This is a genomic window from Oceanibium sediminis (genome assembly GCF_003265325.1).
GTDB lineage: Bacteria > Pseudomonadota > Alphaproteobacteria > Rhodobacterales > Rhodobacteraceae > Halovulum > Halovulum sediminis.
This window is the reverse complement of sequence record NZ_QGNX01000002.1, coordinates 129,538-154,391: the sequence shown is the minus strand read 5'-3', so window position 1 is coordinate 154,391 and position 24,854 is coordinate 129,538. Positions and strand designations below refer to the sequence as shown.

Sequence of the window (24,854 nt, the reverse complement as noted above, 5' to 3'; positions counted from 1 at the left end):
CATCCCGAATTAACGTATACGTTATGCCGGAAGTCAACAGGGGCCGCACCAATGCTGAACATCTGCGTATTCGAGGGGGACGGCATCGGCCCCGAGATCATGGCCCCGACGCTGCGCGTCCTTGACGCCGCGCTGGCCGCCCGCGGGGCGGAGCCGTTGTCCTATGCAAGCCACCCGGCGGGCGCGGGGCACTATCAGAAGACGGGCGAGGCGCTGCCCGAGGCATCCGTCGCGGCGGCGCGGGCGGCGGATGCGATCCTGCTGTCGGCCATGGGCCTGCCGGCGATCCGCAAGCCCGACGGGACCGAGATCACGCCCCAGATCGAGCTGCGCTTCCGGCTTGGCCTTTACGCGGGCGTGCGCCCGGTACGCGTCTTTCCCGGTGCGCCGACGCCCCTGGCCAGCCCTCGCGCGGGCGAGATCGACTTCGTGCTGGTGCGCGAAAGCACCGAAGGGCTGTTCGCGCATATGAACGAGGGCATCGTCACCGAGGATGACGCGACCGAGCTGCTGCGGATCACGCGAAAGACCTCGGAAAAGCTGTTCGACTTCACCTTTCGCCTGGCCGAGCGGCGGGCCGCGCAGAAAGGCCGCCCTGGCCGCGTCACCTGCGTGGACAAGGCGAACGTGTTCCGAGCCTTCTGGTTCTTTCGCGAGATTTTCGAGGCGCGCGCGAAAGCCTTTCCCGGCCTTGCCACGGACACCGCCTACGTGGATGCGATGGCGATGTGGATGGTCCAGCGGCCCTGGGACTTCGATGTGCTGGTGACCGAAAACATGTTCGGCGACATCCTCTCGGACCTCGGTGCCGGGCTGCTCGGGTCTCTCGGGCTAGCGCCGTCGGCGGATATCGGGGACGATGCGGCGGTGTTCCAGCCCTGCCACGGCTCCGCGCCGGATATCGCGGGGCAGGGCGTGGCCAATCCCCTGGCGATGATCCTGTCGGGGGCGATGATGCTGGACTGGCTGGCGGGTGAGAAGGATATGCCCGTGCTCGCACTCGCGGCCTCGGATATCGAGGGGGCGGTGGGCCGGCTGCTGGCGGAACAGCGCGACCTGACGGGCGACCTTGGCGGAACCGCCAGCACCGAGGTCTGCGCGGATGCGGTGATCGCCGCGCTCGGCCAGCCATGAGGCGGGTTGCCGTCGTTGGCGCGGGGTATTTCGCGGGGTTCCAGATCGCGGCCTGGCAGCGGATCGCGGGGGCCGAGCTGGTCGCCATCGTCGAGCCTGACGCCGAAAGGCGCGCGGCGGCCTTGAAGGCGGCCCCGGGCGCGCGCGGCTACGCGGACCTGGGCGCGTTGCTCGGCAGCGATACGGCGGACCTGATCGACATCGCGACGCCGCCCGCGACCCATGAAAGCCTGGTCACCCTGTGCCTGAACGCCAATCTGCCGGTGATCTGCCAGAAACCGTTCGGCTCGGACCTCGACACTGCCAAGCGTCTACGGGACCTTTCCTTGAGCCTGGATACTCCGCTGATCGTCCACGAAAATTTCCGCTTCCAACCCTGGTACCGGGAGATCCGCAACCTGCTGACACAAGGGACACTCGGTCACCTGGTACAGGCGCGCTTCAGCCTGCGGCCCGGCGATGGCGCGGGGCTGGACGCCTACCTGTCCCGCCAGCCCTATTTCCGGCAGATGCCGCGGTTTCTGATCCGCGAAACCGGCATCCATTTCATCGACACCTTCCGCTTCCTGTTCGGCCCGCCGCGCGCCGTCTACGCGGACCTCAGGACCATGAACCCCGTGATCGCGGGCGAGGACAGCGGCATCGCGATCTTCGACTACGATGCGGGCAGCCGCGCCATTTTCGACGGGGACCGCACGCTGGATCACGCGGCGCAAAACCACCGCCTGACCATGGGCGAGTTCCAGCTGGAGGGCTCAGAGGGCGAGCTGCGCCTGACCGGCGACGGGGCCATCAGGCTGCGGCCGCGGGGAGCGCAGGACTGGCGCGCGCATAGCTACCATTGGCAGGACCGCGATTTCGGCGGCAACTGCGTCGAAAACTTTCAGCGCCACGTCATCGACGGGCTGGCCGGTCAGCGCCCGCTGGAAACCCTGGCCGAGGACTATATCGCCAACCTGGAGGTGGAGGCGGCGCTCTATGCCTCGGCCGAAAGCGGTGCGAAGCAGGTGCTGGCATGAGCGGGCCCACGCGCACTCAATGGGCCTATGCCGAGCTGAAGGCGCGGGTGATGGACAACCGCCTGCGCGCGGGCCAGTCCTACCTGGAGCAATCCCTGGCCGAGGAGCTGGGCGTCAGCCGCACCCCCCTGCGCGAGGCGGCGCTCAGGCTGGAGGCCGAGGGCTTTGTCACGATCCGCCCGAGGCTCGGGATCCTCGTCCGCCCGATCTCGGCCGAGGATATGGCGGATGTCTATGACATCCTGACCGCGCTGGAACCCTTCGCGGCGCGGATGCTGGCGGAACGCGCCCTCAGCGCCGAAGAGCTGGAGCAGCTGATCGCCCCGGTGGAGCAGATGGACGCCTGCCTCGCGCGCGGCGACCTGGCCGCCTGGGCGGTCGCGGATCGGGCGTTCCACGCGGCCCTGATCGGGCTGGCGGGCAACCCGCGCCTTGACCGGATCATCGCGACGCTGTGGGATCAGGTGCACCGGGCCCGGATGGCGACCCTTTCGGCGCGGCGCGATCTTGCGGCGTCGAACCTCGATCATCGCAGGCTGGTGGCGCATATCGCGAACGGTGAGGCGGACGCCGCCGAGGCGCTGCACCGCCGCCACCGTCGCGCGGCGGGCAAGGCGCTGGTCCGCCTGCTCGGGCCACATGGGGAGGATGGGTTATGAGCGATACCTGGAACATCACGGCCTTCAAGTACGCCGAGCGGAACCAGCGCACGCGGCGCGACAGTTTCCTCTTCGACGACGACCACGCCGCGCCCCATGACATGGATTACTACATCTGGCTGCTCGAATCCGAGGGGCGGCGGATCCTGGTCGATACCGGCTACGACCGCTCCGAGGGCCAGCGCCGCGACCGCCCGATCGAGACGCCGCCCGAAAGGATGCTGGCGGATCACGGGATTGCCCCGGAAAGCATCGAAACCGTCGTGCTGACGCATCTCCACTACGATCACGCCGGGGCGCTGGCGGCCTTTCCGGGTGCCGGGCTGGTCGTGCAGGAAGCCGAGATGGCCTATGCCACGGGCCCCTGCATGTGCCACGACGTGCTGAGGATGCCGTTCACGGGCGAACATATCTGCGACATGGTGCGCGCGCTGTTCGCGGGGCGGGTCAGCTTCGTGTCCGGCTCAACGGAAATCGCGCCGGGGGTCGAGGTTCACCTGATCGGCGGCCATTCGCGGGGGCTTCAGGCGGTGCGCGTCCGTACCCGGCGCGGCTGGGTCGTCCTGGCCTCGGACGCGAGCCATTATTATGAGAATTTCCTGACCGGAAAGCCGTTCCCTATCGTGGTCGATCTCGACGATATGCTGAGCGGCTTCAAGCGCTTGCTGGCGCTTGGCGGCACCCCCTCGCATATCGTGCCGGGGCATGACCCGCTGGTGCGCCGCCTGTACCCGAGCACCTCCGGCGGGAACGTCGTCACACTGCACGCTGACCCGAAGCCGGGCGTGATGGGCCCGGACGGGCGTGCGCTTCAGGGCTGAGCGATCATTCCCCGCGCGGGAAGCGCTGGCTTTCCTCCAGCACGTTCAGGTCCATGTGATTGCGCATGAACCGCTCGGACGCGCGGGCCAGCGGCTGGTGGTCCCAGGGGTAGTAGTTGCCACGGCGCAGCGCCGGATAGACGACCAGCCGCCGCGCCTGGCTTTCCCGCACGTCCGCGTCGAAACGCTCCAGGTCCCAGCGTGCGCCAGCCAGCGTGCGGAAGTGCTGCACCCGGGTGGCCTGCGCCGGATCCTGGGCAAAGTTGGTCAGTTCGGCCGGGTCGGCGGCAAGGTCGAACAGCTGCTCGGGATCGGCCTTGCAGGCGGTATACTTGAAGCCCTCGTCGATCAGCGCGATCATCGGGCTGACCGAGGCTTCGGCAGCGTATTCCAGCGGCACCGGCCCGCGCGCCGCGCCATCGGCGACCGGCAACAGCGATGTGCCTTCCGTCCAGGGCGCCATGTCCCCGAGGTCGAGCCCAGCGATTTCGCCCAACGTCGCCGTCACGTCGAGGGTGGAGACCGGCGTCGTCACGCGCCCGGGCGACAGGCCCGGCGCGGACAGCATCAGCGGCACCCGCGCGGCCCCCTCGAGGAAGCTCATCTTGAACCACAGGCCCTTCTCGCCCAGCATGTCGCCGTGGTCGGACACGAACAGGATCACTGTGTTATCGGCGGCGCGGGTGGCGTCCAGCACGTCCAGCAACTCCCCGATCTTGTCGTCGATATAGCTGACGTTGGCGAAATACCCGCGCCGGGCCCGGGTGACGTGATCGGCGGTGATGTCGAAGTTCTTGTAATCGTTGGCGACCTGGATGCGCTGCGAATGCGGGTCCAGCGCGTCGAACGCCAGCGCGGGCGTCGTGACCCCCGGCGCATCGGGGTAGAGATCCCAGTACTTGCGCCGCGCGACATAGGGGTCGTGGGGGTGGGTGAAGCTGACGGTCAGCGCCCAGGGGCGGGGATCGGCCCCCCGGCTGAGCTGGTAGAGCTTTTGGGTGGCGAGGGTGGCCACCTCGTCATCGTATTCAAGCTGGTTGGTGATTTCCGCCACGCCCGCCCCGGTGACCGAGCCGAGGTTGTGATACCACCAGTCCACCCGCTCATGCGGCGCGCGGTAGTCCGGCGTCCATCCGAAATCGGCGGGGTAGACGTCGGTCGTCAGGCGTTCCTCGAAGCCGTGCAGCTGGTCGGGGCCGACGAAATGCATTTTGCCCGACAGGCAGGTGTAATACCCCGCCCGGCGCAGATGATGCGCATAGGTGGGAATGTCGGAGACGAACTCGGCCGCGTTGTCATAGACCCGCGTGCGCGACGGCAGCAGGCCGGACATGAAGCTGGCCCGCCCCGGCGCGCAAAGCGGGGACGCGGTATAGGCGTTCGTGAAACGCACCGAGCGTTCCGCCAGGCGGCGCAGGTTGGGCGTGTGCAGAAACGACGCGGGACCATCGGGAAACAGCGTTCCGTTCAGTTGGTCGACCATCAGGACAAGGATGTTCGGCTGGTTCGTCATCTGCCTGTGCTCCGCTTCTTTTCCGCTGGAGTGGACAGGGTTTCCGCCCCGATGGCAAGGGCAGGGGCCGTGGCCTTGCGCCGGATCCGGTGCCCGTCAGTCCGCCGTCAACCGCCGGTCAGTTCCTGTCGCGTCGGCGCGCGGCGCGCCCGCCACGCCGGCCCGGCGCCGCGGGGCGGGTGTCGAGCCCGGCCATGATCTGGCGCCGGGATTCGGGGGTCATGCGCGACCAGTCCGTGATCTCGGCGGCGGTGCGCTTGCAACCGACGCACAAGCCGGTTTCGGGATGGATCATGCAGACCTTCACGCAGGGGCTTTCGATCTCCGCGCGGTGCCAGACAGGGTCAGTCGTCATGCGTCTGCCCTTCCCGCGCGAGATGGCCGAGCCGGTCGAGCAGGCCTTGCAGGATGACGCTCGCGGCGACGCTGTCGATGATCTCCGCCCGGCGTTTGCGGGAAGCGTCCGCCTCGAGCAGCGCGCGCTCGGCAGCCACCGTGGACAGGCGCTCGTCCCAGAACAGCTGCGCCGGAACGCCCCGCGCGGCCAGGTTGCGCGCGAAAGCCCGCGTCGATTGCGCCCGTGGCCCTTCGGAGCCGTCCATGTTGCGCGGCAGGCCAAGGACGATCCCGACGACGCCGCGCTCCGCGATCAGCTTGTCCAGCGCCTCGGCGTCCAGCGTGAACTTGCGCCGCTTCAGCGTGGCGTGGGGGCTGGCGATCGTGCGCCGCACGTCCGACAGCGCCAGGCCGATGGTCTTGGTCCCCAGGTCCAGCGCCAGAAGCGGGCCCGATGCGGGCAGGGCCGCGGCGAATTCGGCGGCGTCGTCGGTGATCATTGCACGACTTCCGCATCGCGCGCGGCCTGACGCAGGATCGACAGGTCGGCGGGCGAGTCGGCGAAGACCTCGGCTGCCTCGTTCCAGATGCGGCTGGCGTCGGCCCGCTGCCCGAGGACACCGTAGGCGCGGATCAGCCGCGCCCAGTCAGAGGCGGGGCCGCCCTCGGTCGCGAGGCGGTCGGACAGGCGCGCGACCATGGAGCGGACCATCGCGTCGCGATCCTCGGGGGCGAGGTCGGCGGCATTGGCGATATCCTCGGCCGAGGGGCCCGCGGACGGCGCGGCAGCCTCGGGCACGGGACGCCCGGCGGCCAGCGCGACATCCGCGATCTGGCCACGAATGGCCTGCACCCAGGGCGCGTTCGCCGGGCCCTCAGCCAGAAGCCGCGTCCACAAATCATAGGTGATGTCGATCCGGCCCGCCTGCATCGCGCCAAGGCCCGAGTAGTAGCGCCCGCGCGGGTTCCTCGGATCCTTTTCCAGCGTCGTCACAAGGGCTTGCTCCGCCTCGGGGGAGACGTAGCCGTTGACCGCGAAGATCAGGAACTCGGCCAGGTCGGCGTGATCGCGCCCCGTGGCGTCGGCGCCCAGGATGCGCAGCACGTCGGCCTGCGCCTCGGCCGCCTCGGGCCATTGGCCAAGCCGCGCCAACGTGTCGGCCAGAAGCCGGTGGCCGGTCAGATCGTCCTGCCGGGTCGCCAGGACATCCCGCAGCTGCTCGAGCAGCGCGGCCTGTTCCTCGGGGACCGGGGCGTTCTGCACCGTGCCGTTTTCCACCAGCATCGCGCGCACTTCCGCCTGCGGCGGGCGGGCGGCGTAGCGCGCGGCGTTTTCCGCCAGCCGCTGGTCGAGCGGCATGTCCCGCGCGCCAGGCGCGCCGAGGAACGCATAAAGCGCAAGCCCGCCGCCCAGCACCAGCAGGGCGACCAGCAGCGCCATCGCGCGGTTCGCCCCGGTGGGCGCGGGGCGCGGCGCGGCGGCCGCGGCATCGGCGGCGGCGATCAGGCGGCGCGAAACCTCGGTGCGCAGGCTGTCAGCCTCGCTTTCGCTCAACACGCCGCGGGCGAGGTCGCTTTCCACCTCGGCCAGCTGGTCCTTGTAGACGCTGACGCTGGTATCGCCCGCCTCGGCGGCGGGGGTATTGCGGACAAGGCCGCGCAGCAGAACGCCGGCGGTCAAAAGGCTGATCAGAAGGGCAATGGCCCAGAATAACACGTGTACTGCTCCTGCTCGGTCGCTTCGGCATAACAGGCCGGGCTTGGCCACCGCAACGCAAGAAAACGTGGGGCGCACTATGTCGCGAATGGCGGGCGTTGTGCCGCTCCATGTGCGGACCGTTCGTTGCCGGTGGTTCAAAACGGCGCTAGGCTTTCAGAGCCCCGGATTCGAGGGAAGATCTGTCCAGATGAAACGCTATTCGGTCTTTGCGCTTGCCCGTGAAGCGGCCCGCCATCACGCAGGCTGGGAAAGGGCCTGGCGCTCGCCCGCGCCAAAGGACGCCTACGAGGTGATCATCGTGGGCGCCGGGGGGCATGGGCTGGCGACGGCCTATTACCTGGCGAAGAACCACGGCATCCGCAACGTGGCGGTTCTGGAAAAGGGCTGGCTGGGCGGTGGCAACACCGGGCGAAACACCACGATCATCCGCTCGAACTACCTTCAGGATTCCAGCGCGGCGATCTTCGAGAAGTCCCGCGCGCTTTACGAAACACTGAGCCAGCAGCTGAACTACAACATCATGTTCAGCCCGCGCGGCGTGATGATGCTGGCCCAGACCGAGCATGAGCTTCGCGCCTGGAAACGCACCGCCCATGCGAACCGCCTGGCGGGGATCGCGTCTGAAATGGTCAGCCCGCGCCGGGTGAAGGACATCGTCGGCATCATCAACATCGACGGCCCGCGCTACCCGGTGCTGGGCGGGTTGTGGCAGGCGCGCGGCGGCACCGCCCGGCACGACGCGGTGGCCTGGGGCTATGCGCGCGCGGCGTCTGACCTGGGCGTGGATATCATCCAGCAGTGCGCGGTGACGGGCGTGGACCGCGACGCCACCGGCGTCACCGGCGTCCAGACGAGCAAAGGGGCGATTCGCTGCAAGAAGCTGTGCGTCGTCGTGGCCGGCTCCTCCGGTGTGCTGGCCGAAATGGCGGGCTTCCGCCTGCCGGTGGAATCGGTCGCCTTGCAGGCCCTGGTCAGCGAACCGATCAAGCCGGTGCTGGATTGCGTAGTCATGGCCAACACCGTGCACGGCTACATGAGCCAGTCCGACAAGGGAGAGCTGGTGATCGGCGGTGGCGCGGACGGCTACAACAACTACACCCAGCGCGGTTCCTTCCAGCATATCGAGGAGACGGTGCGCGCGCTGATCGAGACGTTCCCGCTGATCTCGCGCCTGAAGATGCTGCGCCAGTGGGGCGGGATCGTGGACATGACCGGGGATCGCTCACCCATCATCGGGACCACGCCGGTGCCGGGCGTGTTCATCAACTGCGGCTGGGGCACGGGCGGGTTCAAGGCGATCCCCGGCTCCGGCTGGGCGACGGCGGAAATGCTGGCCGACGGCGCGCCGCGGGCCCTGGCGGCGCCCTTCAGCCTGGATCGCTTCACGGAAGGGCGGATGATCGACGAAAGCGTCGCCGCGGCGGTGGCTCACTGATGGATGGCGGGGTGTGCAGTCACAGTCGGGCCGGGGTGCAGATCTGCGCCCCGGCCCTCAGTTCGCTGAACTCATACGTTCCGGCGGTCGCCGAAATCGCTACCATGGTACCTCCGTCGGGTGCGAGGCTCCGAACGGGACACGCGGTAGGTGATATAAGAAAGACACCCCAACACCGCGTAGAGGGTGATTGCGTTAAGAGTTTCGGACGACTCGATACCAAGTGGCGCGTAAAGAAATTCCCCCACGAATTCTTTGGCGCGCGCGGACAGATTTACAATGTCCTCCACCAATCTGTTATCGGTACTCATATGCTCGCCCCCCAAGCTGAACACCTTACTCATTACACAAGCTATGATAGCCTAAATCGGGATTTAACTCAATCTGAGCGGGCCTGCTGTTACTTTCGTTACAGTTTTTCCGCGCCTCCGCCGGGTATTCGGCGCGCCACGCCAAGTACCCGCGCGGGAATGCCTTTGGAAGTGCATGATTTGACGCGCAAACTGGTCGCGACCCTCGCGCGTGGGCCGATTGCGCAATCTTGGCGGAAAAATGACCGCATGAAGGTCATTTCCGGTCGTGGGCCGCTCGGGGCCGCGACTCCGCGGCCTGTTCGCGCGGTTTCGGGCGCGGGCGAGGGAATCAGAATGACGCGCGCGATCCCCCGAAGCCGCGCCCCCTTCACCCCAAGCCGTCGGAGCGTTGCCTGATGCTGTCCCTCACCTGTCCGAACTGCGGTGTCACCGCCGAGGAAACCGAGTTCGCCCCGGGCGGCGAAGCGCATCTCAAGCGCATGGGGCCGGGGGCGGATGATGCGGCGTTCCGCGACTACCTGTTCCAGCGCAAGAACCCCCGCGGCGTGCACTTCGAGCGGTGGCGCCACGCCTTTGGCTGCGGTAAGTGGTTCCACGCGGCGCGATGCACTCAGACTTTGGAGGTGTTCGGCACCTACACCGCGCAGACCTCGAGCGTGCCCGACGATATCGTCGCTGCCATCAAGGCGCGCCGCCCCGATTGGGAGTTGGATCAATGAGCGCGCGTTTGCCGGGGGGCGGTCTGCTGATCGACCGTGCGAAACCCCTTTATATCACCTTCAACGGGCGCAAGCTGCGCGCCGCGGAAGGGGACACGCTGGCCTCGGCCCTGCTGGCCAATGGCCAGACATTGATGGGGCGATCCTTCAAGTACCACCGACCGCGCGGCGTCGTCGCCAGCGGCGCGGAGGAGCCGAACGCGCTTCTGACCATCGGCAGCGGCGACACGCTGGAGCCGAACCAGCGCGCCACCACGACCGAGGTTTTCGACGGGCTCGAGGCGCGCAGCCAGAACCACTGGCCGAGCCTTGAGTACGACGTGGGCGCGGTGAACGCGAAACTCTCGCGGTTCCTGCCGGCGGGCTTCTATTACAAGACGTTCCTCTATCCCCGCGCCGCGTGGAAGCACGTGTTCGAGCCGGTGATCCGCAAGTCCGCCGGGCTCGGCCCCGCACCGGACAGGGACGCGCGCGACCCCGACACCTACGAGCATTTCTACGTCTACACCGACGTGCTGGTGATCGGCGGCGGTATGGCCGGGCTTGCGGCGGCAGAGGCGGCGGGCGCGGCAGGGGCCAGGGTGCTGCTGATCGAGCAGGCGGCGCACTGGGGCGGGCGCGCGCTGGTGGACGACATGACCATCGACGGGCAAAGCGGGCCGGATTGGGTGGCTGGCAAACTCTCGGCGCTGCGCGCGATGGAGAACGTCGAGCTGCGCAACCGGACGATGGGGGCGGGTGTCTATGACCATGGCTACGTGCTGGCCAACGAGCGGCTGACGGACCATGCACCGGGGGCCGATGGCCCGCGCCACCGCTTGTGGCGCATCCGGGCCGGGCGCATCATCACCGCCACCGGCGCGATCGAGCGGCCCCTGTCCTTTGCGGGCAACGATATGCCGGGCGTGATGCTGGCCTCTGCCGTGCGGGACTATGTTGCGCTTTACGGCGTCAGCCCGGGGGACCGCACGGTTGTCGTCACGAACAACGACGATGCGTACCAGACCGCCCTGGCGCTGGTGGGCGCGGGGTTGAACGTGCCGGCCATTCTGGACGCGCGCGCCGCGCCCGCCGGGCCGCTGATCGATGCCGCGCGGTCCGCCGGCATACGGGTGGAAACGGGCAAGGCGGTGGCCAGTGTCAACGGCAAGACCCATGTGCAGGCCGTCGAGGTCTGCGACCAGGCGGGCGAGGGCACCGCGCTGGAAACCATTCCCTGCGATGCGCTCGCCATGTCCGGGGGATGGTCGCCTGTGGTGCACCTGTGGTCCCATTGCGGGGGCAAGCTGGCCTGGGACGCAGATAACGCGATGTTCGCCCCAGATCCCGACCTCCCGCCCACCGGGGCCGACGGGCAGGGGTTCGCGCTGGCCGCCGGGGCGGCGGCAGGCGCGCTGATGGCGGGCGACGCGCTCGCCTCGGGCGCAGAACAGGGCGCGGCGGCAGCCATGGCCCTGGGCCATGAGCCCCGCGATCCCGGCAAAGTGGCAGCGGTCGAGGCCCCGGCGCAGGGGCCGATGGCCCCGGTCTGGCTGATGCCCCAGGGCGCGGATATCGCGCACCGCAGCAAGGCGTTCCTGGATTTCCAGAACGATGTGAAGGTCTCGGACGTCCAGCTTGCCGCGCGCGAGGGGTTCGAGAGCGTCGAACACGCAAAGCGCTACACCACTCTGGGCATGGCCACGGATCAGGGAAAGCTCAGCAACATCAACGGGCTGGCCATCCTGTCGGATGCGCTGGGCCAGCCGATCCCGCAGACCGGCACCACGACGTTCCGCCCGCCCTACACGCCGATATCGCTTGGTGTGATCGGGGGCGAGGCGCGGGGGCCCCTGTTCAAGCCGACCCGCAAGACGCCGATCGACGGCTGGCTCGACGCGAACGGCGCGGTGTGGGAACCGGTGGCCGACTGGCGGCGGCCCTACGCGCTGCGCCGCGCGGGCGAAAGCACGGCTGACGCCGTCACGCGGGAAATCCTGAACACGCGCAGGAACGTCGGCCTGCTCGATGCCTCGACCCTTGGCAAGATCCTGGTCAAAGGGCCGGACGCGGCGCGATTCCTCGACCTCGTCTACACCAACATGATGAGCAGCCTGAAGCCGGGGCGATGCCGCTACGGGCTGATGTGCACGGAAAACGGCTTCCTTTTCGATGACGGCGTGGTCGCGCGCCTGTCCGAGGACAGCTTCCTTTGCCACACCACGTCGGGCGGGTCGGACCGGGTTCATGTGTGGATGGAGGAGTGGTTGCAGACCGAGTGGTGGGACCTGGCGGTGTTCACCGCCAACCTGACCGAGCAATACGCGCAGATCGCCGTCGTCGGCCCGAAAGCGCGCGAGGTGCTCGAACGCTTGGGCGGGATGGACGTTTCCCGCGAGGTGCTGCCGTTCATGGGGTTTGCTGAAGGCACGCTTGGCGGCATCGCGGCACGGGTGCATCGCATCAGCTTCTCGGGCGAGTTGAGCTTCGAGATCGCGGTGCCCGCAGGGCAAGGGCTGGCGTTCTGGCTGGCCTGCCTGGAAGCGGGCGCAGACCTGGGCATCCAGCCCTATGGCACAGAGGCGCTGCACGTGATGCGCGCCGAGAAGGGCTTCATCATGATCGGGGACGAAACCGACGGCACCGTCACGCCCCACGACCTGAACCTGGGCTGGGCGGTGTCCAAGAAGAAGGCGGACTTCATCGGCAAACGCGCGATGGAGCGCGCCGACCTGGTGCGCCCGGACCGCAAGCAGCTTGTCGGCCTGGAAACGCTGGAGCCGCGCACGGTCCTGCCCGACGGGGCCCACGCGGTGGAGGGCGCGAGGCTGGCGAACGGGATGGCGAACATGATCGGGCATGTCACCTCGACCCATTTCTCACCCACGCTGGGGCGTTCCATCGCCATGGCGCTGATCAAGGGCGGCGCGGGGCGCATGGGAGAGGTGCTGGAGTTCCCGGTGGACAAGGGCGTGACAATCCGGGCGCGGGTGGTGGACCCGGTGTTCCTGGACAAGGACGGGGAGCGGCAGAATGTCTGAGGCGGTCTCGGCGCTGGGAGGCGCGGCATACGACGGCGCGGTGCGGGTCGAGGACGCGGGCCTGCGCGGCATGATCACCCTGCGGGGCGACCTGTGTGACGCGGCGCTGCGCGCGGCGGTACGGGATGTGACGGGCCTCGACATCCCCGGCCAGCGCGAGACGCGGCTGGACGCGGAACGGGGCCTGGTCTGGATGGCGCCGGACGAGATGTTGATCCTGGTGCCTCATGCCGAAGCCGAGGAAAGGGTCTCGGCCCTGCGCACGGCACTAGGTGATGCGCATGTCTTGTGCGCGAACGTCTCGGACGCCCGCGCGGTGATCCGCCTGTCCGGGGCGGGCGCGCGCGAGGTGCTGGCCAAGGGCGCGCCGGTGGACCTGTCGCCCGCCGCCTTCGGGCCCGGCATGGTCCGGCGCACGCGGCTGGGCCAGGTGGCGGCCGCGTTCTGGATGACCGGGCCAGAGACCTTCGAGGTGGTATGTTTCCGCTCTGTCGGCGGCTTCGTCTTCGACTGGCTGGTGGCGGCATCCGCGCCCGGCAGCCTGCCGGGGCACTTCTGATCCAGCGGAGCCCGGGCTGACCGCCCGGGCACGACCCTGCGCCCGTTCGGGCGGTTGGCGCCTGTCGCGGGCGGTGCGCGGGACGTTTTGGGGGCGGTTCCGTTGGCGGTGCCGGAGCCTCCGCGGGGATATTTGGGGACTTTGGAAAGGGGGGCGTCAGCCGATGGCCTTGCCGAGGCGGGGCAGGTTGGCGCGTTTCAGCAGTTTGCGCAGGTCCTGGTCGCGCCCGGAGATGCTTTCGGTACGCTGGCGGATCCTCTCGGCGACCTTTCGGGTGACGGCCTCGGGGACTTGCGCCAGCAGGCTGTCGGGCGAGTGGACGCTGAGGCCGTGGCGGCTGAGCGTGCGCGCCGGGAAGTCCTTCAGGTTCAGGGTGACGATCCCGTCCGCCCGCCCTTCGAGCGCGGCGGCGAGGACGTGGAGGTCATCGGGATCGGGCAGCGAGAGGCTGTCCTCGGCGGCGGGATCGGGCGTAACCAGGCTGTCCGGCCAGCGGGCTTTCAGTAGGGCGATTTCCGCGCGGGCCGTGGGTTCGCTTTCCGGCGCGGTCCTGGCGGCGGCGCGGGCCCATTCCTCCAGGATGCGGGGCGAGAAGAGCGGCGTGTAGGCGCCTGTTTCCGCGGTGCCGATCAGGATTTCGCGCAGCACCGTGGGGTAGAGGATGCAGGCGTCGAGCAGCAGTCTCATGGCATCAGGCGCAGGAAGACCGCCTTCAGGTAGGATGTCGCGGCGAGGTAGGGGTGCACCGGGTGGTCCGGGCCCGCGCCGCCGGTCGCGACGATCTGCGCGCGGCGTCCGGCCTTGCCGATGCCCTTGAGCGAGGCGGTGCGAAACGCGTCGAGGTCGGCCGCATGCGAACAGGAGCAGAGCACCAGCGTGCCGCCCGGTGCGACGAGTTGTGCGCCGAGCCGCGCGACGCGTTCATAGGCGCGCAGCCCCGCTTCGAGGGCCGGTTTCGCCGGTGCGAAGGCCGGCGGGTCGCAGATCACCGTGTCGAAGGTGCGTCCTTCCCCGGCGAGGGCGTCCATCACCTGGAAGGCGTCCCCCTCTCGGGTGGTGAAGCGCGGTGCGGTACCGCTGGCCTGCGCCCCTTCCTCGGCGAGGGCGAGCGCGGGCGCGGAGGCGTCGACCGCCAGCGCCGAGGTCGCCCCTGCGGCCAGCGCGGCGAGGCTGAACCCTCCGACATGGGCGAAGACGTCCAGCACGCTGCCACCTTTCGCGAGCCGCGCCGCCAGCGCGTGGTTGGGGCGCTGGTCATAGAACAGCCCGGTCTTCTGCCCGCCCAGCAGGTCGGCGCGGTAGGCCGCGCCGTTCATCGGCACATCCACCGGGCCGTCGATCGTGCCGTGCAGCAGGCTGGAGGTATCGTCGAGCCCTTCCAGTGCGCGGGTGCGCCCGCTGGCGTTCTTGTAGATCGCACGCGCCCCGGTCACGGCGATCAGCGCCGCGGTGAGGGTGTCGATCATCGCATCGGCCCAGGCGGCGTTGGGCTGGATCACGAAGCTGTCGCCGAAGCGATCGATGACGACGCCGGGCAGGCCGTCGGCCTCGGCGTGGACGAGCCGGTAGAAGGGGGCGTCGAAAAGCTTCTCGCGCAGGGTCAGCGCCGTTTGCAGGCGGGATTCGAGCCAGGCCTGGTCGATCTCCGCCGCCGGGTCCGTGTCCAGCATCCTGATCGAGATCTTGGAGGTCGCGTTGAAGGCCGCCGTGCCGAGGGGCTGGCGCTCTCCATCCTCCAGGGTCACGATGGTGCCAGGGGCCAGGGCGCGGGCGCGCCGGTCGATCACCAGCGTGTCGGCATAGGCCCAGGGGGCGCCGAATCGAAGGGGCTGTGCGGGTTTCTTCGGGCGAAGGCGGATGGTGGGGCGCGTGATGCTTGTCATGGACTTGCCATAGTGCGCGGCGGGCCCGTCCTGCAACAACCGATTGCGGTTTCGCCGCCGGCTCGGCGCAAGGGCGAAGGCCTCGGCGCAAAAAATAATGGCCACGTCCCAGGGGAGGATCCGGGACGTGGCCGTTCAGCCGGTCGAGGGAGGGGCGACCTGGCTTATCGGGGCGGGGGCATCGGCCCCTGCGCCCTGAATCAGTTGTGCGCGTGGCGCTGGAAGCTCTGTGCGAAGTGCACGATGCGGGCCTTCAGGCTTTTAAAGGCGTTGGCGACGACTTGCGCGCGCATTGCATTTGCGTGGCGTTCGATCGCTTCGATTTCCGCGTAGGTCGGGAAGGTGTAGTTGGTCATCGTCATTCTCCTGCATCGGCCGTCCGATGCTCTGCTGCATTGCTTGGGGTGTAGATAGGCAATGATGCGCCGTGTTGCAGTGCACAAAGCGGAAAGGCCGCTATGCCTCTAACGCATAGCCGCGGGGAGAAGGCGGCGCTTCGGCAGCTCGATGTCCAGGTGCTTCAGGTAGCGGGACTCGAGCCCGCGGAAGGCCATGACGAAGACGAAGGTCAGCGCCATGTAGAGCAGCGCCGCCGTCAGGAACCCTTCGTAGGCCACGTAGTATTTCGCGTTCAGCGTGCGCCCCGCGCCCAGGATGTCCTGGATGGTGATCACGCTTGCCACCACGGAGCCATGCATCATGAACACGACCTCGTTGCCATATTGGGGCAGGGCGCGGCGCAGCGCCGAGGGCAGCAGGACCAGCCGGGTCACCTGGAATTTCGTCAGGCCAAGCGCGAGGCCGGCCTCGATCTCGCCCTCGGGGGTGGTTTCGACGGCGCCGCGGATGATCTCGGTCGCGTAGGCGCCGGAGTTCAGGGCGAATGTGATGAGCGCGCACCAGTAGGCCTCGCGCAGGATCGGCCAGGCGAAGCTGTCGCGTACCACGTCGAACTGCGACAGGCCGTAATAGACGAGGTAGAGTTGCACAAGCAGCGGCGTGCCCCGGAACAGGTAGACATAGGCGACGATGGCGCGGTTCAGGATCGGCACCCGGCGCGCCCGCGCCAGGCCGCATGGCAGGGCGATGCAGAACCCGATGGCGAGGGCGAGCAGCGTCAGTTGCAGCGTCATCCAGACGCCGTTGGCGAAGAGTTCCCAGTTCTCGAGGACCAGATCCCACTTCATGGGTGCCGGCCCTTCAGCGCGTAACGCCGCTCCATCGCCTCGAAGAAGGTGGTCGAGACGTAGGTGATCACCAGGTACATGACCAGGACGAAGCTGAAGAAGATGAAGGGCTCGCGCACCGATTTGCCCGCGTCATTGGCCAGCCCGACCAGGTCCTCCAGGCCGATCACGGACACGACGGCGGTGGATTTGACCAGCACCTGCCAGACGTTGGCATAGCCGGGCAGGGCAAAGCGGATGAACTGCGGCAGGGATACCCTGAGCAGGGTTGGGACCGGGCGCATGCCAAGGGCATAGGCCCCCTCGATCTGGCCGCGCGGGATCGTGCGATAGGCGCCACGGAAGGTTTCGGCCAGGTAGGCGCCGTAGAGGAAGCCGATGGACAGCACGCCGGACCAGTATTTCGACAGCGCGACATATTCCCAGCCGAGCATCGCGCCCAGGTCGTTGATCGCCCGCTGGCCGCCGAAATAGATCAGCAGGATCAGCACGAGGTCCGGGACTCCGCGGACAAGGGTGGTATAGGTCGTGACAATCGCGCGGGCGATGCGCCCGCCGGTGATGCGCCCGGCGGCGGCAAGCGCTCCAAGGCATGTGGCCAGGATCAGCGCCAGGACCGCGAGCGACACTGTCACGAGGGCGCCTCTCAGCAGAAGCGGGATATAGGCGAGGAGTTGGTCCATGACGGGCGACCGCGGCGCCCGGTCGGGGGGCGCCGCGTCCGGAAGCCTCAGCCGCCGTAAATGTCGAAGTCGAAGTACTTCGCGTTGATTTCCTGGTATTCGCCGGTGCCGCGGATCTTGCCGATGGCGTGGCTGAGGGCGTTGCGCAGCTCTTCCTCGCCCTGGCGCACACCGATGCCCGCGCCGACGCCGTGATACTTGGGCGTCGCGTAGGGCTCGCCGAAGAAGGCGTAGCCCTTGCCGTCCTCGGTGTTGAGGAAGCCGTCGAGCAGCGCGATGCTGTCGGCCATCAGCGCGTCGACGCGGCCCGCCAGCAAATCAAGAACCGCCTCGTCCTGCGACCCGTAGAGGTTCAGCGAGACGTCGGGGAATTCTGCTTCCATGAACTGCTGGTGGATGGTGCCGCGCTGGACGCCGACAGTCTTACCGCTCAGCTCTTCTTCGGTCATCCCCTCGCGACCGACGAAGCGGGCGGGGGTGTTGTAATACTTGTTGGTGAAGTCGATGACCTTCTTGCGGTCCTCGGTAATCGACATGGAGGCGATGATGGCATCGCACTTGCGTTCCAGCAGGGCGGGAATGATGCCGTCCCAGTCTGTCTTGACCAGCTCGCAGCTCACGCCCATCTCGTTGCAGAGGGCATTCGCGATATCGACGTCGAAACCTTCGACCGCCCCGCTGTCGGTCGTGTAGGAAAACGGCGGATAGGCGCCTTCCACGCAGATCTTGAGGTCTTGCGCGGCCACGGCGGATCCGAGGCCGGCGGCGATGGCGGCTGCCAGTGTAAGTCTGAACATTAAGGTACTCTCCCGGATAATGAAGGCCGCCCAAGCCTTAGGCAGGGAGGGGCGCAGGTCAAGTGAAACCCGACGCCTAACATAGACCGGCAGGCTTCCGGCGTGTGGCTGCCCTTTGGGGTCAGTCGCCTTCGGGTGCACTCCAGCGGGATTCGAGACCGCGGATCGCCGCGATCCGCTCATCCGTCTTGGGGTGGCTCATCATCCAGGCAAGCTGTCCGCCGCGCCCGCCGGTCATCGCCTCGAGCTTCTGGAACAGGCTGATTTGGGGTGCGGTCCCGATCCCGGCGCGTGTCAGCAGCGCCGCGGCATAGGCGTCGGCCTCGTACTCGTCCTGGCGGGACAGGCGCGCGGCCAGCAGGGATACCAGTGCGCCCGCGATATAGCCGCCGATCCCTGGCAGGATCCGGTTGAACAGCGTCCCGAGCACGACGCGGATGGCGTTCTGCCCCGAGAAATCCACCATGCGGCGGCGCGAATGCCCCAGCGCGACATGCCCGAGTTCATGCGCGATGACGGAGGTGATTTCCTCGGCGCTGACCTCTCCCGTGCGGTACTTGTCGTAGAAACCGCGGGTGATGAAGATCCGCCCGTCCGGCGCGGCAAGGCCGTTGACTGGCGCGATCTCGTAGATGTGCACCTTGATCCGGGGCAGGTCGAGCGCGCGCGCAAGCTGGTCCGTCAACGCCTTCAGGCGCGGATCGGCAAGCTCGGTCGACTGGCGGTCCAGTTGCTTGCCCAGCCGCCAGGCGGACAGAAGATACATGCCCACCGCGGTTGCGATCGCAAGAAGGATTGGCGTCAGCTTCAGCATACCCGGGATATGGGCCCCTATCCGCCCGTCGGCAAGGCAAAAGGCGCGGGTCAGCGCGTGTTTGATGTCGTCTCGTCAAGCAGCCACACCATCCGATCAAGGAACCACAGCTTGCCCCCAGCGTCAGGGTCAACCCGGTCAGGACGGCCCAGGCGTCATACTGCCAAAGCCCCCAGGTCAGCGGCAGAAGGCCGGCGCCCGCGAGGCCGGTCAGCACCCTGGCCCAGATCGCGTGATGCGCGGGGATCGGGTGTCGCGCCGCGTCCAGCCAGATCCGCTCGCCCAACACGGCGCGGGTCATCCAGGCGCGCTGGTGCGCGGGCGGCGGAAAGATGCGCGGGTTCACCCATGTCCAGGCCAGAAGGGCGGTAATGGGAACAAGGCATCCCCAACCGATCCAGGCGCGCGACCAGATGCCGAGCGCCAGAAGCGGCAGAATCGGAACCCGGGTCCAGCCGCTCAGCGGATTGGCGTGACGCGCCCAAGTGGCGTCGTCCATGCGGTGCCACGCGCTCATCCTGTCGAAAACTGACATCCGGTGTGGCCTGTGCTGTTCGCCGAAGGGCCAGCTTACGCGCAGTCAGCTGCGCCGCAAGTGTTACTTCCGGAACAGAATAAACGCACAGACCCTCCGATACTGCCCCGGAACGCAACTGGCATGAAGTGAGGAAGGTCACGGTGCAAATGGGTTTCATTGCCTTGCCAGTGTTGCAGTGTCAGGGGGCTGGTGTGATCGAAGCGGCTATCGCGCGACGGGCGAGTGAACTGGCTTCCGGGGCCCGGGAGGACCTGCAGGCCCGTTTGTTGCTGCATCGGGCCCAGCATCGTCAGGGCGGCGTCATCGGCAACATGACGGACCTGTCGCTGGACCTGTGGAAAGCGGGGGCGCCACGGCAGGGCACCTGGGCGATCCCCCCGGCCGCCGGAGCTTCCGCGATGCCCCGCGCCACCGAGGCGCTGGCCGCCTGGAAGGCGTCCGGCGATGCGCCGGTCTCGGCGATGGGATGCGCCGGGCCGGATGATCTGAGCGACCCGCAGCGGCATCTTCTTTGCGCCTGGATCGAACGGGGGCTGAGTGCCGAGCGTATCGCGCTGTTTGGCCTGAAGTCCCGTGGCGGCGGGGTGGAAGGGATTGTGGTCTACAAGGACAGCGGGCAGCGCATGGCGCTCGCGCTATACCTGCTGACCTCTGACACCGGGTGCGACGTGGCGGCGGGCGCCGCGATCATGGGGGTCGACGAGATGCACAGCCAGTTGGCGCGGGACGACGGTTTCCTGACCGATCTGCGCCGGCGGATCCAGCTTGGCGACGGCGAGGGCTGCGGCCTGTCGCGGGGGGAATCCTGTGTCCTGCGCAGGGACGGCCTTCGGATCAGCTTTCGCGCCGGGCCGATGGTCACATTCCTCGTGTCGGGTCTTGTCCCGGGCCCGGGGTCGGACCCGGCGTAGGCAGACGTCGGCTTCACCGCGCGAGCGTGCCGACGGCGCTGTTCAGCCCCTCAAGCGTCATCGGGAACATCCGCCCCTCGAACACCTCCGAGATCATGCCGATGGTCTGGGTATAGTCCCAGTGCGCGCGCGGAACCGGGTTGATCCAGACACTCGCCGGCCACTGCGCGCGCAGCCGCTTGAGCCAGACCTCGCCCGCCTCGGCGTTGTGGAACTCGCTGGCGCCGCCGGGATAGACCAGCTCGTAGGGGCTCATCGAGGCGTCGCCCACGACGATCACCTTGTAGTCGGGTCCATAGGTGCGCAGCACCTCGGCCGTCGGGGTCTGCTCGCGCCAGCGGCGCTGGTTGTCCCGCCAGACGCCTTCGTACAGGCAGTTATGGAAGTAGTAGTGCTCAAGGTGCTTGAAGGCGTCGCGCGCGGCGGAAAACAACTCTTCCACCATGCGGATATGCGGGTCCATCGAGCCCCCGACGTCCAGGAACAGCAGGACTTTCACCGCGTTGCGCCGCTCGGGGCGGGTCTGCACGTCAAGATAGCCGTGCTCGGCGGTGGCGCGGATGGTGCCGGACAGGTCCAGCTCCTCTGCCGCGCCGTCGCGGGCCCAGCGGCGCAGGCGGCGTAGCGCGACCTTGATGTTGCGCGTGCCAAGCTCGACCTGGTCGTCGAGGTTGCGGAACTCGCGCTTGTCCCAGACCTTGACCGCGCGCCGGTGGCGGCTTTCGTCCTGCCCGATGCGCACGCCTTCGGGGTTGAAGCCGTAGGCGCCGAAGGGCGAGGTGCCCGCCGTACCGATCCACTTCGAGCCACCCTGGTGCCGGCCCTTCTGCTCGGCCAGGCGTTTCTTCAGCGTTTCCATCAGCTTGTCGAAACCGCCGAGCGCCTGCACCTCGGCCATTTCGGCGGGGGAGAGGTGCTTCTCGGCCAGCTTGCGCAGCCAGTCCTCGGGCAGGTCGACGGCGTTCAGAAGCGACTCGGTGCTGATCGACTCGAGGCCGGAAAATATGGTGGCGAAGGCGCGGTCGAAGCGGTCGAAATGCCGCTCGTCCTTGACCATCGTGATCCGGGCGAGGTGATAGAACGTCTCGGGCTCATAGGCGGCAAGCCCGGCGTCGAGCCCTTCGAGGAAGCTGAGGTATTCACGCAGCGAGACGGGGACGCCCAGGCTTCTGAGTTCCTCGAACAGCCGCGTGAACATGGATCAGACCAGCCCCGTGCGCGCGGCGATGATCCCGAGGAACAGGCCGGCCAGGGCGAAGGCGATAGCGTGGCCCACGCCGTATTGCAGCTTGTCCAGCGTGTTGCCGCCGCGCTTGGCGGCGCGGAACCAGCCGAAGGCGAATCCGGCGAAGAAGGCGATGACTGGCAGCATGGGGTATCCTTTTGCTCGGGGCGCGTTGTGCGTCGGGCGCGTGGCGCCGGGCGGGGCGCCCGGGCCTAGAGCCGCGGCGTCAGCGCCTCAAGCTCGGCCTGTGCGCGCCGCCGCTCGCCATTCCCGTCGCCGTAGGCATAGCGGGCCCATCGCAGATGGTCCAGTTGCGACGCGCGCGCGCCGGCCCGCTCGCCCTGCGCGGCCATCGCGGCGGCCTTCACCGCCAGCAGGCTGGACAGGAGCACCGCGTTCTGCCCGTCGCGCGCGGCGCCGAGCGCGCTGTCGGCGAACTGCCCGGCGGTCGCGTAGTCGCGGGTTTCCAGCGCCACCAGCGCCACATGCAGCGCCGCCTGCGCGGTGCGCACGTCGTTGCGGCCCAGGCGGGCGCGGAACAGCTCATGCGCCTCGATGAAATCGGCGGCGGCGCTTTCGGGATCGCGCGCCCGGTTCAGCCGTCCGCGGGTGATCAGCGCGACGCCGAGGCGGTGGTCGTTCGGCTGCATGGCGCGCGCGATATCCACCGCGCGGTTGGCCGCGGCAAGCCGCCTGCGGTCGGCGTTGCGCCGGGTCAGCGCGGTTTCGATCTGGCTTTTCCACGCGGCCGAGGCGGGCGCGCGGGGCAGGTCGCCCCGACCGCTGCCGCCCGGGTTGATCCGGTCCAGGATCTGCACGATCTTTCCCGCCACCACCTGGCGCGGCATGCCCGAGCGCAGCTCCGGGTCATAGAGCGCGCGCAGCATCAGCATGTCGAAGCTGGTCACGATGGAATGGAAGTTGTCGTCGTTGAACACGCTGTCAGGCAGGCGGTACAGGTCGTTCGCGGGGCCGAGCGCCTGGGCCAACTCCTCGTGAAGACAGTCGCGGATGTCCTGCGGAAAGGTGTCCGTGGGAATGAAGATCGCCGTTGTGCCCAGCGTCGTCTGCGCCGACCAGCGCAGGCGCGCGCGGGCTGAGCGGGCGCGGAAGCCCTCCCAGTTCGTCTCTCCGGGGACGATGAAACAGGCCGCGCCGGAATCGACGCGCTGCAATTCGCGCAGCGACACGCCGTCCACGTGGATCTGCGCCTGCGCCGGGTCCGTGGTGGTGCGGATGTCGATCCCCGCCTCGGCGCGGAAACGCGACAGCAGGTTTTCCACGTCCCGGCTGTAGGCCCGAAGCCCGCCGGGGCGGATGTAGACGCGGACCGGCGCTTCGTGGCGCAGGAGGCCGCGCAATGGCTCACCCCGCTCCAGGGCGAAAGTCAGGTCGAGGAAATCCTCCGCCAGCGCGATGTTGGAGCGTGGCACGCCGCGGGCGCGGATCTCTACCGGGAAGGACACGTCGCTGACGTTGCTCACCGTGTCGATGGCGCGGGTCGTTTCGATGGGGCTGGCGGTTTCGCAAGCCGCCAGGGCAAAAAGGCAGATGGCAGTCAGAGGCGCTTTCCAGGTCATGAGGCCGGCCTTTGATACTTGATGAAGGGTGTGACTTCTCCCACACGGTCATACAACACTCGTGCGGTTTCGTTAAACTCTTGAGTCAGCCAGTACACGGATGGGCAACCTGCCGCGTCCGCCTCGACATAGACGGTTTCGATCAGGGCGCGGCCCGTGCCGCTGCCGCGCAGGGCGGGGGTGACGTAAAGGTCCTGGATGTAAACGACATTTTCCAGCTTCCAGCCGTGCCGGTGGAACAGGTAATGCACCAGCCCAACCGCCGTGTCGTCCACCAGCGCAAGGCGGCAGTGGTATTCCCCGGGGTCGTCCGACAGCAGCCGCGCGAAATAGGTGGCATAGACTTCCTCTGGCACCGAGGCGCCGTAGAAGTCCAGGTAGGCAAACCACAGTCCGCGCCAGGCGACCTCGTCCTCGGGGCGCAGGGGGCGGATCAGCGGTGTTTTCATCCATTCCTCCGGGCGAGGAAGGCGAGCCGTTCGAACAGCGCAACGTCCTGCTCGTTCTTCAGCAGGGCGCCATGCAACCGGGGCAGCGCCTGGCGCGGGTCCTTGCGCAGATCCTGGGGGGCCAAGTCCTCTGCCAGCAGCAGTTTCAGCCAGTCCAGAACTTCCGAGGTGGAGGGCTTCTTCTTCAGCCCCGGCGTTTCGCGCACCTCGAAGAACTGTTCCAGCGCGGCTGAGACGAGGCCGGGTTTGATGCCGGGAAAATGAACGTCCACGATGGCGGAGAGCGTATCGGCATCGGGAAAGCGGATGTAGTGAAAGAAGCAGCGCCGCAGGAAGGCGTCCGGCAGTTCCTTTTCGTTGTTCGAGGTGATGATGACGATGGGGCGGTGCTTCGCGCGGATCGTCTGCCCCGTCTCGTAGACGTAGAACTCCATCCGGTCGAGTTCCTGTAACAGATCGTTCGGGAACTCGATATCGGCCTTGTCGATCTCGTCGATCAGCAGGACCTGGCGGTGATCGGCGTCGAAGGCTTCCCACAGCTTGCCGGGCTTGATGTAGTTTGCCACGTCCGCCACCCGTTCGTCGCCGAGCTGGCTGTCGCGCAGGCGGCTGACGGCGTCATACTCGTACAACCCCTGGGCGGCGCGCGTGGTGGATTTGATCGACCATTCCAGCAGCGGCAGCCCCAGCGAATCCGCGACCTGGCGCGCCAGTTCCGTCTTGCCTGTTCCGGGCTCTCCCTTCACCAGCAGCGGGCGTTCCAGCGTGATGGCGGCATTGACCGCGATGGTCAGGTCGTCGGTGGCGATGTAGCGGTCGGTAGAAGAGAATTTCATAGGATGAGTCAGCCTTTTACGCACTGCAGCAACGGTAAATTATTCCGGCGGGAATTCCAGAGCTTCCGATAAGTTCTTAGTGACATTCCGTCCGTTTGTTTGTAAATGACCGGCATAGAGAGACTAGCGGTGCGGCCTCGTGCCACTCCTTGGGTGCGAGGCGCATGCATAACCAGGGGTAGCGCACCAAATGAGAGCAGAAACCAACTTTGACGTTGACTATAAGCCTGCTGAAGACGAACCCTTTATGAACGAGCGTCAGCTCGCCTATTTCAAAGAAAAGCTTCTCTTGTGGAAAGCGGCGATTCTGTCCGACAGCAAGGGTACGATAGAAGGCATGCAGGAAGGCACCCGCAACATTCCAGACGTTGCCGATCGTGCCTCAGAAGAAACCGACCGCGCACTTGAGCTTCGCACACGGGACCGCCAGCGCAAGGTGGTGTCCAAGATCGATGCGGCATTGCGGCGGATCGAGGATGGAACCTACGGCTACTGCGAAGCGACCGGCGAGCCGATTTCGCTGAAACGCCTGGATGCCCGTCCCATCGCCACGCTGAGCCTTGAGGCGCAGGAGCGTCACGAGCGGCGCGAAAAGGTTCATCGCGACGACTGACCGCCGGGCCGGCTGACGCGGATACCCCGACGGGCCGATCCTCGGCCCGGAAGGCTGTTTCTGTTGATTTCCGCACCTTGTTTACCCCT

General features: G+C 67.6%; 26 protein-coding genes and 1 pseudogene. 10 read left to right on the top strand and 17 right to left on the bottom strand.

The window, feature by feature from the left end; translation table 11 throughout:
- Positions 1–51 precede the first annotated feature (51 nt).
- The 4 genes from DJ029_RS06180 to DJ029_RS06165 are packed head-to-tail and all read left to right on the top strand — an operon-like array spanning position 52 to position 3,633.
- Positions 52–1,134: an isocitrate/isopropylmalate dehydrogenase family protein gene (locus DJ029_RS06180; RefSeq protein ID WP_112321492.1), complete on the top strand. Its 1,083-nt coding sequence runs from the start codon at positions 52–54 to the stop codon at positions 1,132–1,134.
- Complete coding sequence (locus DJ029_RS06175; protein ID WP_112321491.1) at positions 1,131–2,153, top strand: Gfo/Idh/MocA family protein; 1,023 nt, start codon at positions 1,131–1,133, stop codon at positions 2,151–2,153. Before DJ029_RS06180 ends, DJ029_RS06175 begins: the two co-directional genes overlap by 4 nt.
- The gene (locus tag DJ029_RS06170; RefSeq protein ID WP_112321490.1) at positions 2,150–2,812 is read left to right on the top strand and encodes a GntR family transcriptional regulator; all 663 of its coding nucleotides are present in this window, start codon (positions 2,150–2,152) and stop codon (positions 2,810–2,812) included. The genes DJ029_RS06175 and DJ029_RS06170 overlap by 4 nt, the downstream gene beginning before the upstream one ends.
- Complete coding sequence (locus DJ029_RS06165; protein WP_112321489.1) at positions 2,809–3,633, top strand: N-acyl homoserine lactonase family protein; 825 nt, start codon at positions 2,809–2,811, stop codon at positions 3,631–3,633. Before DJ029_RS06170 ends, DJ029_RS06165 begins: the two co-directional genes overlap by 4 nt.
- A 4-nt stretch (positions 3,634–3,637) precedes the next feature.
- Here the strand turns inward: DJ029_RS06165 and betC are convergent, their stop codons facing one another.
- The 4 genes from betC to ccmI form a co-directional block, all read right to left on the bottom strand.
- A complete protein-coding gene (betC, locus tag DJ029_RS06160) occupies positions 3,638–5,146 on the bottom strand; it encodes a choline-sulfatase (RefSeq protein WP_112321488.1) in 1,509 nt (502 codons plus the stop codon).
- 118 nt (positions 5,147–5,264) lie between these two features.
- On the bottom strand, positions 5,265–5,501 hold the full coding sequence (locus DJ029_RS06155; RefSeq protein ID WP_112321487.1) for a DUF1289 domain-containing protein: 237 nt from the start codon (positions 5,499–5,501) through the stop codon (positions 5,265–5,267).
- Positions 5,491–5,982 (bottom strand): Holliday junction resolvase RuvX, encoded by a 492-nt coding sequence (gene ruvX / locus DJ029_RS06150; RefSeq protein WP_112321486.1) that lies wholly within the window; start codon positions 5,980–5,982, stop codon positions 5,491–5,493. The genes DJ029_RS06155 and ruvX overlap by 11 nt, the downstream gene beginning before the upstream one ends.
- Positions 5,979–7,199: a c-type cytochrome biogenesis protein CcmI gene (ccmI, locus tag DJ029_RS06145; RefSeq protein WP_112321485.1), complete on the bottom strand. Its 1,221-nt coding sequence runs from the start codon at positions 7,197–7,199 to the stop codon at positions 5,979–5,981. The genes ruvX and ccmI overlap by 4 nt, the downstream gene beginning before the upstream one ends.
- A gap of 190 nt (positions 7,200–7,389) precedes the next feature.
- Between ccmI and DJ029_RS06140 the strand changes: the two genes are divergently transcribed.
- The 4 genes from DJ029_RS06140 (at position 7,390) to DJ029_RS06125 (ending at position 13,249) form a co-directional block, all read left to right on the top strand.
- The gene (locus DJ029_RS06140) at positions 7,390–8,637 is read left to right on the top strand and encodes a sarcosine oxidase subunit beta family protein (RefSeq protein ID WP_112321484.1); all 1,248 of its coding nucleotides are present in this window, start codon (positions 7,390–7,392) and stop codon (positions 8,635–8,637) included.
- Between the two features lie 709 nt (positions 8,638–9,346).
- On the top strand, positions 9,347–9,670 hold the full coding sequence (locus tag DJ029_RS06135; protein WP_112321483.1) for a sarcosine oxidase subunit delta: 324 nt from the start codon (positions 9,347–9,349) through the stop codon (positions 9,668–9,670).
- A complete protein-coding gene (locus DJ029_RS06130) occupies positions 9,667–12,690 on the top strand; it encodes a sarcosine oxidase subunit alpha family protein (protein ID WP_112321482.1) in 3,024 nt (1,007 codons plus the stop codon). The genes DJ029_RS06135 and DJ029_RS06130 overlap by 4 nt, the downstream gene beginning before the upstream one ends.
- Entirely contained in the window at positions 12,683–13,249 is a 567-nt protein-coding gene (locus tag DJ029_RS06125) for a sarcosine oxidase subunit gamma (RefSeq protein ID WP_112321481.1), read from the top strand. The genes DJ029_RS06130 and DJ029_RS06125 overlap by 8 nt, the downstream gene beginning before the upstream one ends.
- Positions 13,250–13,405: 156 nt before the next feature.
- On the opposite strand, the gene DJ029_RS06120 is transcribed toward DJ029_RS06125, so the two are convergent.
- From DJ029_RS06120 to DJ029_RS22465, 8 genes and pseudogenes are all read right to left on the bottom strand, one after another.
- Complete coding sequence (locus tag DJ029_RS06120; protein ID WP_112321480.1) at positions 13,406–13,936, bottom strand: RSP_2648 family PIN domain-containing protein; 531 nt, start codon at positions 13,934–13,936, stop codon at positions 13,406–13,408.
- Positions 13,933–15,123 (bottom strand): RSP_2647 family RNA methyltransferase, encoded by a 1,191-nt coding sequence (locus DJ029_RS06115; RefSeq protein ID WP_198671091.1) that lies wholly within the window; start codon positions 15,121–15,123, stop codon positions 13,933–13,935. The genes DJ029_RS06120 and DJ029_RS06115 overlap by 4 nt, the downstream gene beginning before the upstream one ends.
- 209 nt (positions 15,124–15,332) lie before the next feature.
- On the bottom strand, positions 15,333–15,488 hold the full coding sequence (locus DJ029_RS21665) for an RSP_7527 family protein (protein WP_157966278.1): 156 nt from the start codon (positions 15,486–15,488) through the stop codon (positions 15,333–15,335).
- Between the two features lie 108 nt (positions 15,489–15,596).
- Positions 15,597–16,319 carry an ABC transporter permease gene (locus tag DJ029_RS06110; RefSeq protein ID WP_112321478.1) on the bottom strand — a complete coding sequence of 241 codons (723 nt, stop codon included), beginning with the start codon at positions 16,317–16,319 and terminating at the stop codon, positions 15,597–15,599.
- Entirely contained in the window at positions 16,316–17,002 is a 687-nt protein-coding gene (locus DJ029_RS06105; RefSeq protein WP_112321477.1) for an ABC transporter permease, read from the bottom strand. The genes DJ029_RS06110 and DJ029_RS06105 overlap by 4 nt, the downstream gene beginning before the upstream one ends.
- Positions 17,003–17,049: 47 nt before the next feature.
- On the bottom strand, positions 17,050–17,799 hold the full coding sequence (locus DJ029_RS06100) for a transporter substrate-binding domain-containing protein (protein ID WP_112321476.1): 750 nt from the start codon (positions 17,797–17,799) through the stop codon (positions 17,050–17,052).
- Positions 17,800–17,920: 121 nt separating this feature from the next.
- Positions 17,921–18,613 carry a M48 family metalloprotease gene (locus tag DJ029_RS06095; RefSeq protein WP_112321475.1) on the bottom strand — a complete coding sequence of 231 codons (693 nt, stop codon included), beginning with the start codon at positions 18,611–18,613 and terminating at the stop codon, positions 17,921–17,923.
- A 178-nt stretch (positions 18,614–18,791) separates the two neighbouring features.
- A pseudogene (locus DJ029_RS22465) lies at positions 18,792–19,112 on the bottom strand (DUF6653 family protein); the annotation flags it as partial.
- Between the two features lie 305 nt (positions 19,113–19,417).
- On the opposite strand from DJ029_RS22465, the gene DJ029_RS06085 reads away from it, so the two are divergent.
- Positions 19,418–20,062, top strand: a complete 645-nt coding sequence (locus tag DJ029_RS06085; protein WP_198671070.1) for a hypothetical protein — start codon at positions 19,418–19,420, stop codon at positions 20,060–20,062.
- A 13-nt stretch (positions 20,063–20,075) separates the two neighbouring features.
- Here DJ029_RS06085 and DJ029_RS06080 read toward each other — a convergent pair whose 3' ends face one another.
- The 5 genes from DJ029_RS06080 to DJ029_RS06065 all read right to left on the bottom strand — a co-directional run bounded on the left by DJ029_RS06080 (position 20,076) and on the right by DJ029_RS06065 (position 24,152).
- Positions 20,076–21,260, bottom strand: coding sequence for a vWA domain-containing protein (locus DJ029_RS06080; RefSeq protein WP_112321473.1), 1,185 nt, complete (start codon positions 21,258–21,260; stop codon positions 20,076–20,078).
- Positions 21,261–21,263: 3 nt separating this feature from the next.
- Positions 21,264–21,434 carry a hypothetical protein gene (locus DJ029_RS21920; RefSeq protein WP_198671069.1) on the bottom strand — a complete coding sequence of 57 codons (171 nt, stop codon included), beginning with the start codon at positions 21,432–21,434 and terminating at the stop codon, positions 21,264–21,266.
- A 65-nt stretch (positions 21,435–21,499) separates the two neighbouring features.
- A complete protein-coding gene (locus DJ029_RS06075; RefSeq protein WP_112321472.1) occupies positions 21,500–22,867 on the bottom strand; it encodes a DUF2927 domain-containing protein in 1,368 nt (455 codons plus the stop codon).
- A complete protein-coding gene (locus DJ029_RS06070) occupies positions 22,864–23,316 on the bottom strand; it encodes a GNAT family N-acetyltransferase (RefSeq protein ID WP_112321471.1) in 453 nt (150 codons plus the stop codon). Before DJ029_RS06070 ends, DJ029_RS06075 begins: the two co-directional genes overlap by 4 nt.
- Positions 23,313–24,152 carry an AAA family ATPase gene (locus tag DJ029_RS06065; RefSeq protein ID WP_112321470.1) on the bottom strand — a complete coding sequence of 280 codons (840 nt, stop codon included), beginning with the start codon at positions 24,150–24,152 and terminating at the stop codon, positions 23,313–23,315. Before DJ029_RS06065 ends, DJ029_RS06070 begins: the two co-directional genes overlap by 4 nt.
- A 190-nt stretch (positions 24,153–24,342) precedes the next feature.
- Between DJ029_RS06065 and dksA the strand changes: the two genes are divergently transcribed.
- The gene (gene dksA, locus DJ029_RS06060) at positions 24,343–24,765 is read left to right on the top strand and encodes an RNA polymerase-binding protein DksA (RefSeq protein ID WP_112321469.1); all 423 of its coding nucleotides are present in this window, start codon (positions 24,343–24,345) and stop codon (positions 24,763–24,765) included.
- The last annotated feature ends 89 nt before the right edge of the window (positions 24,766–24,854 follow it).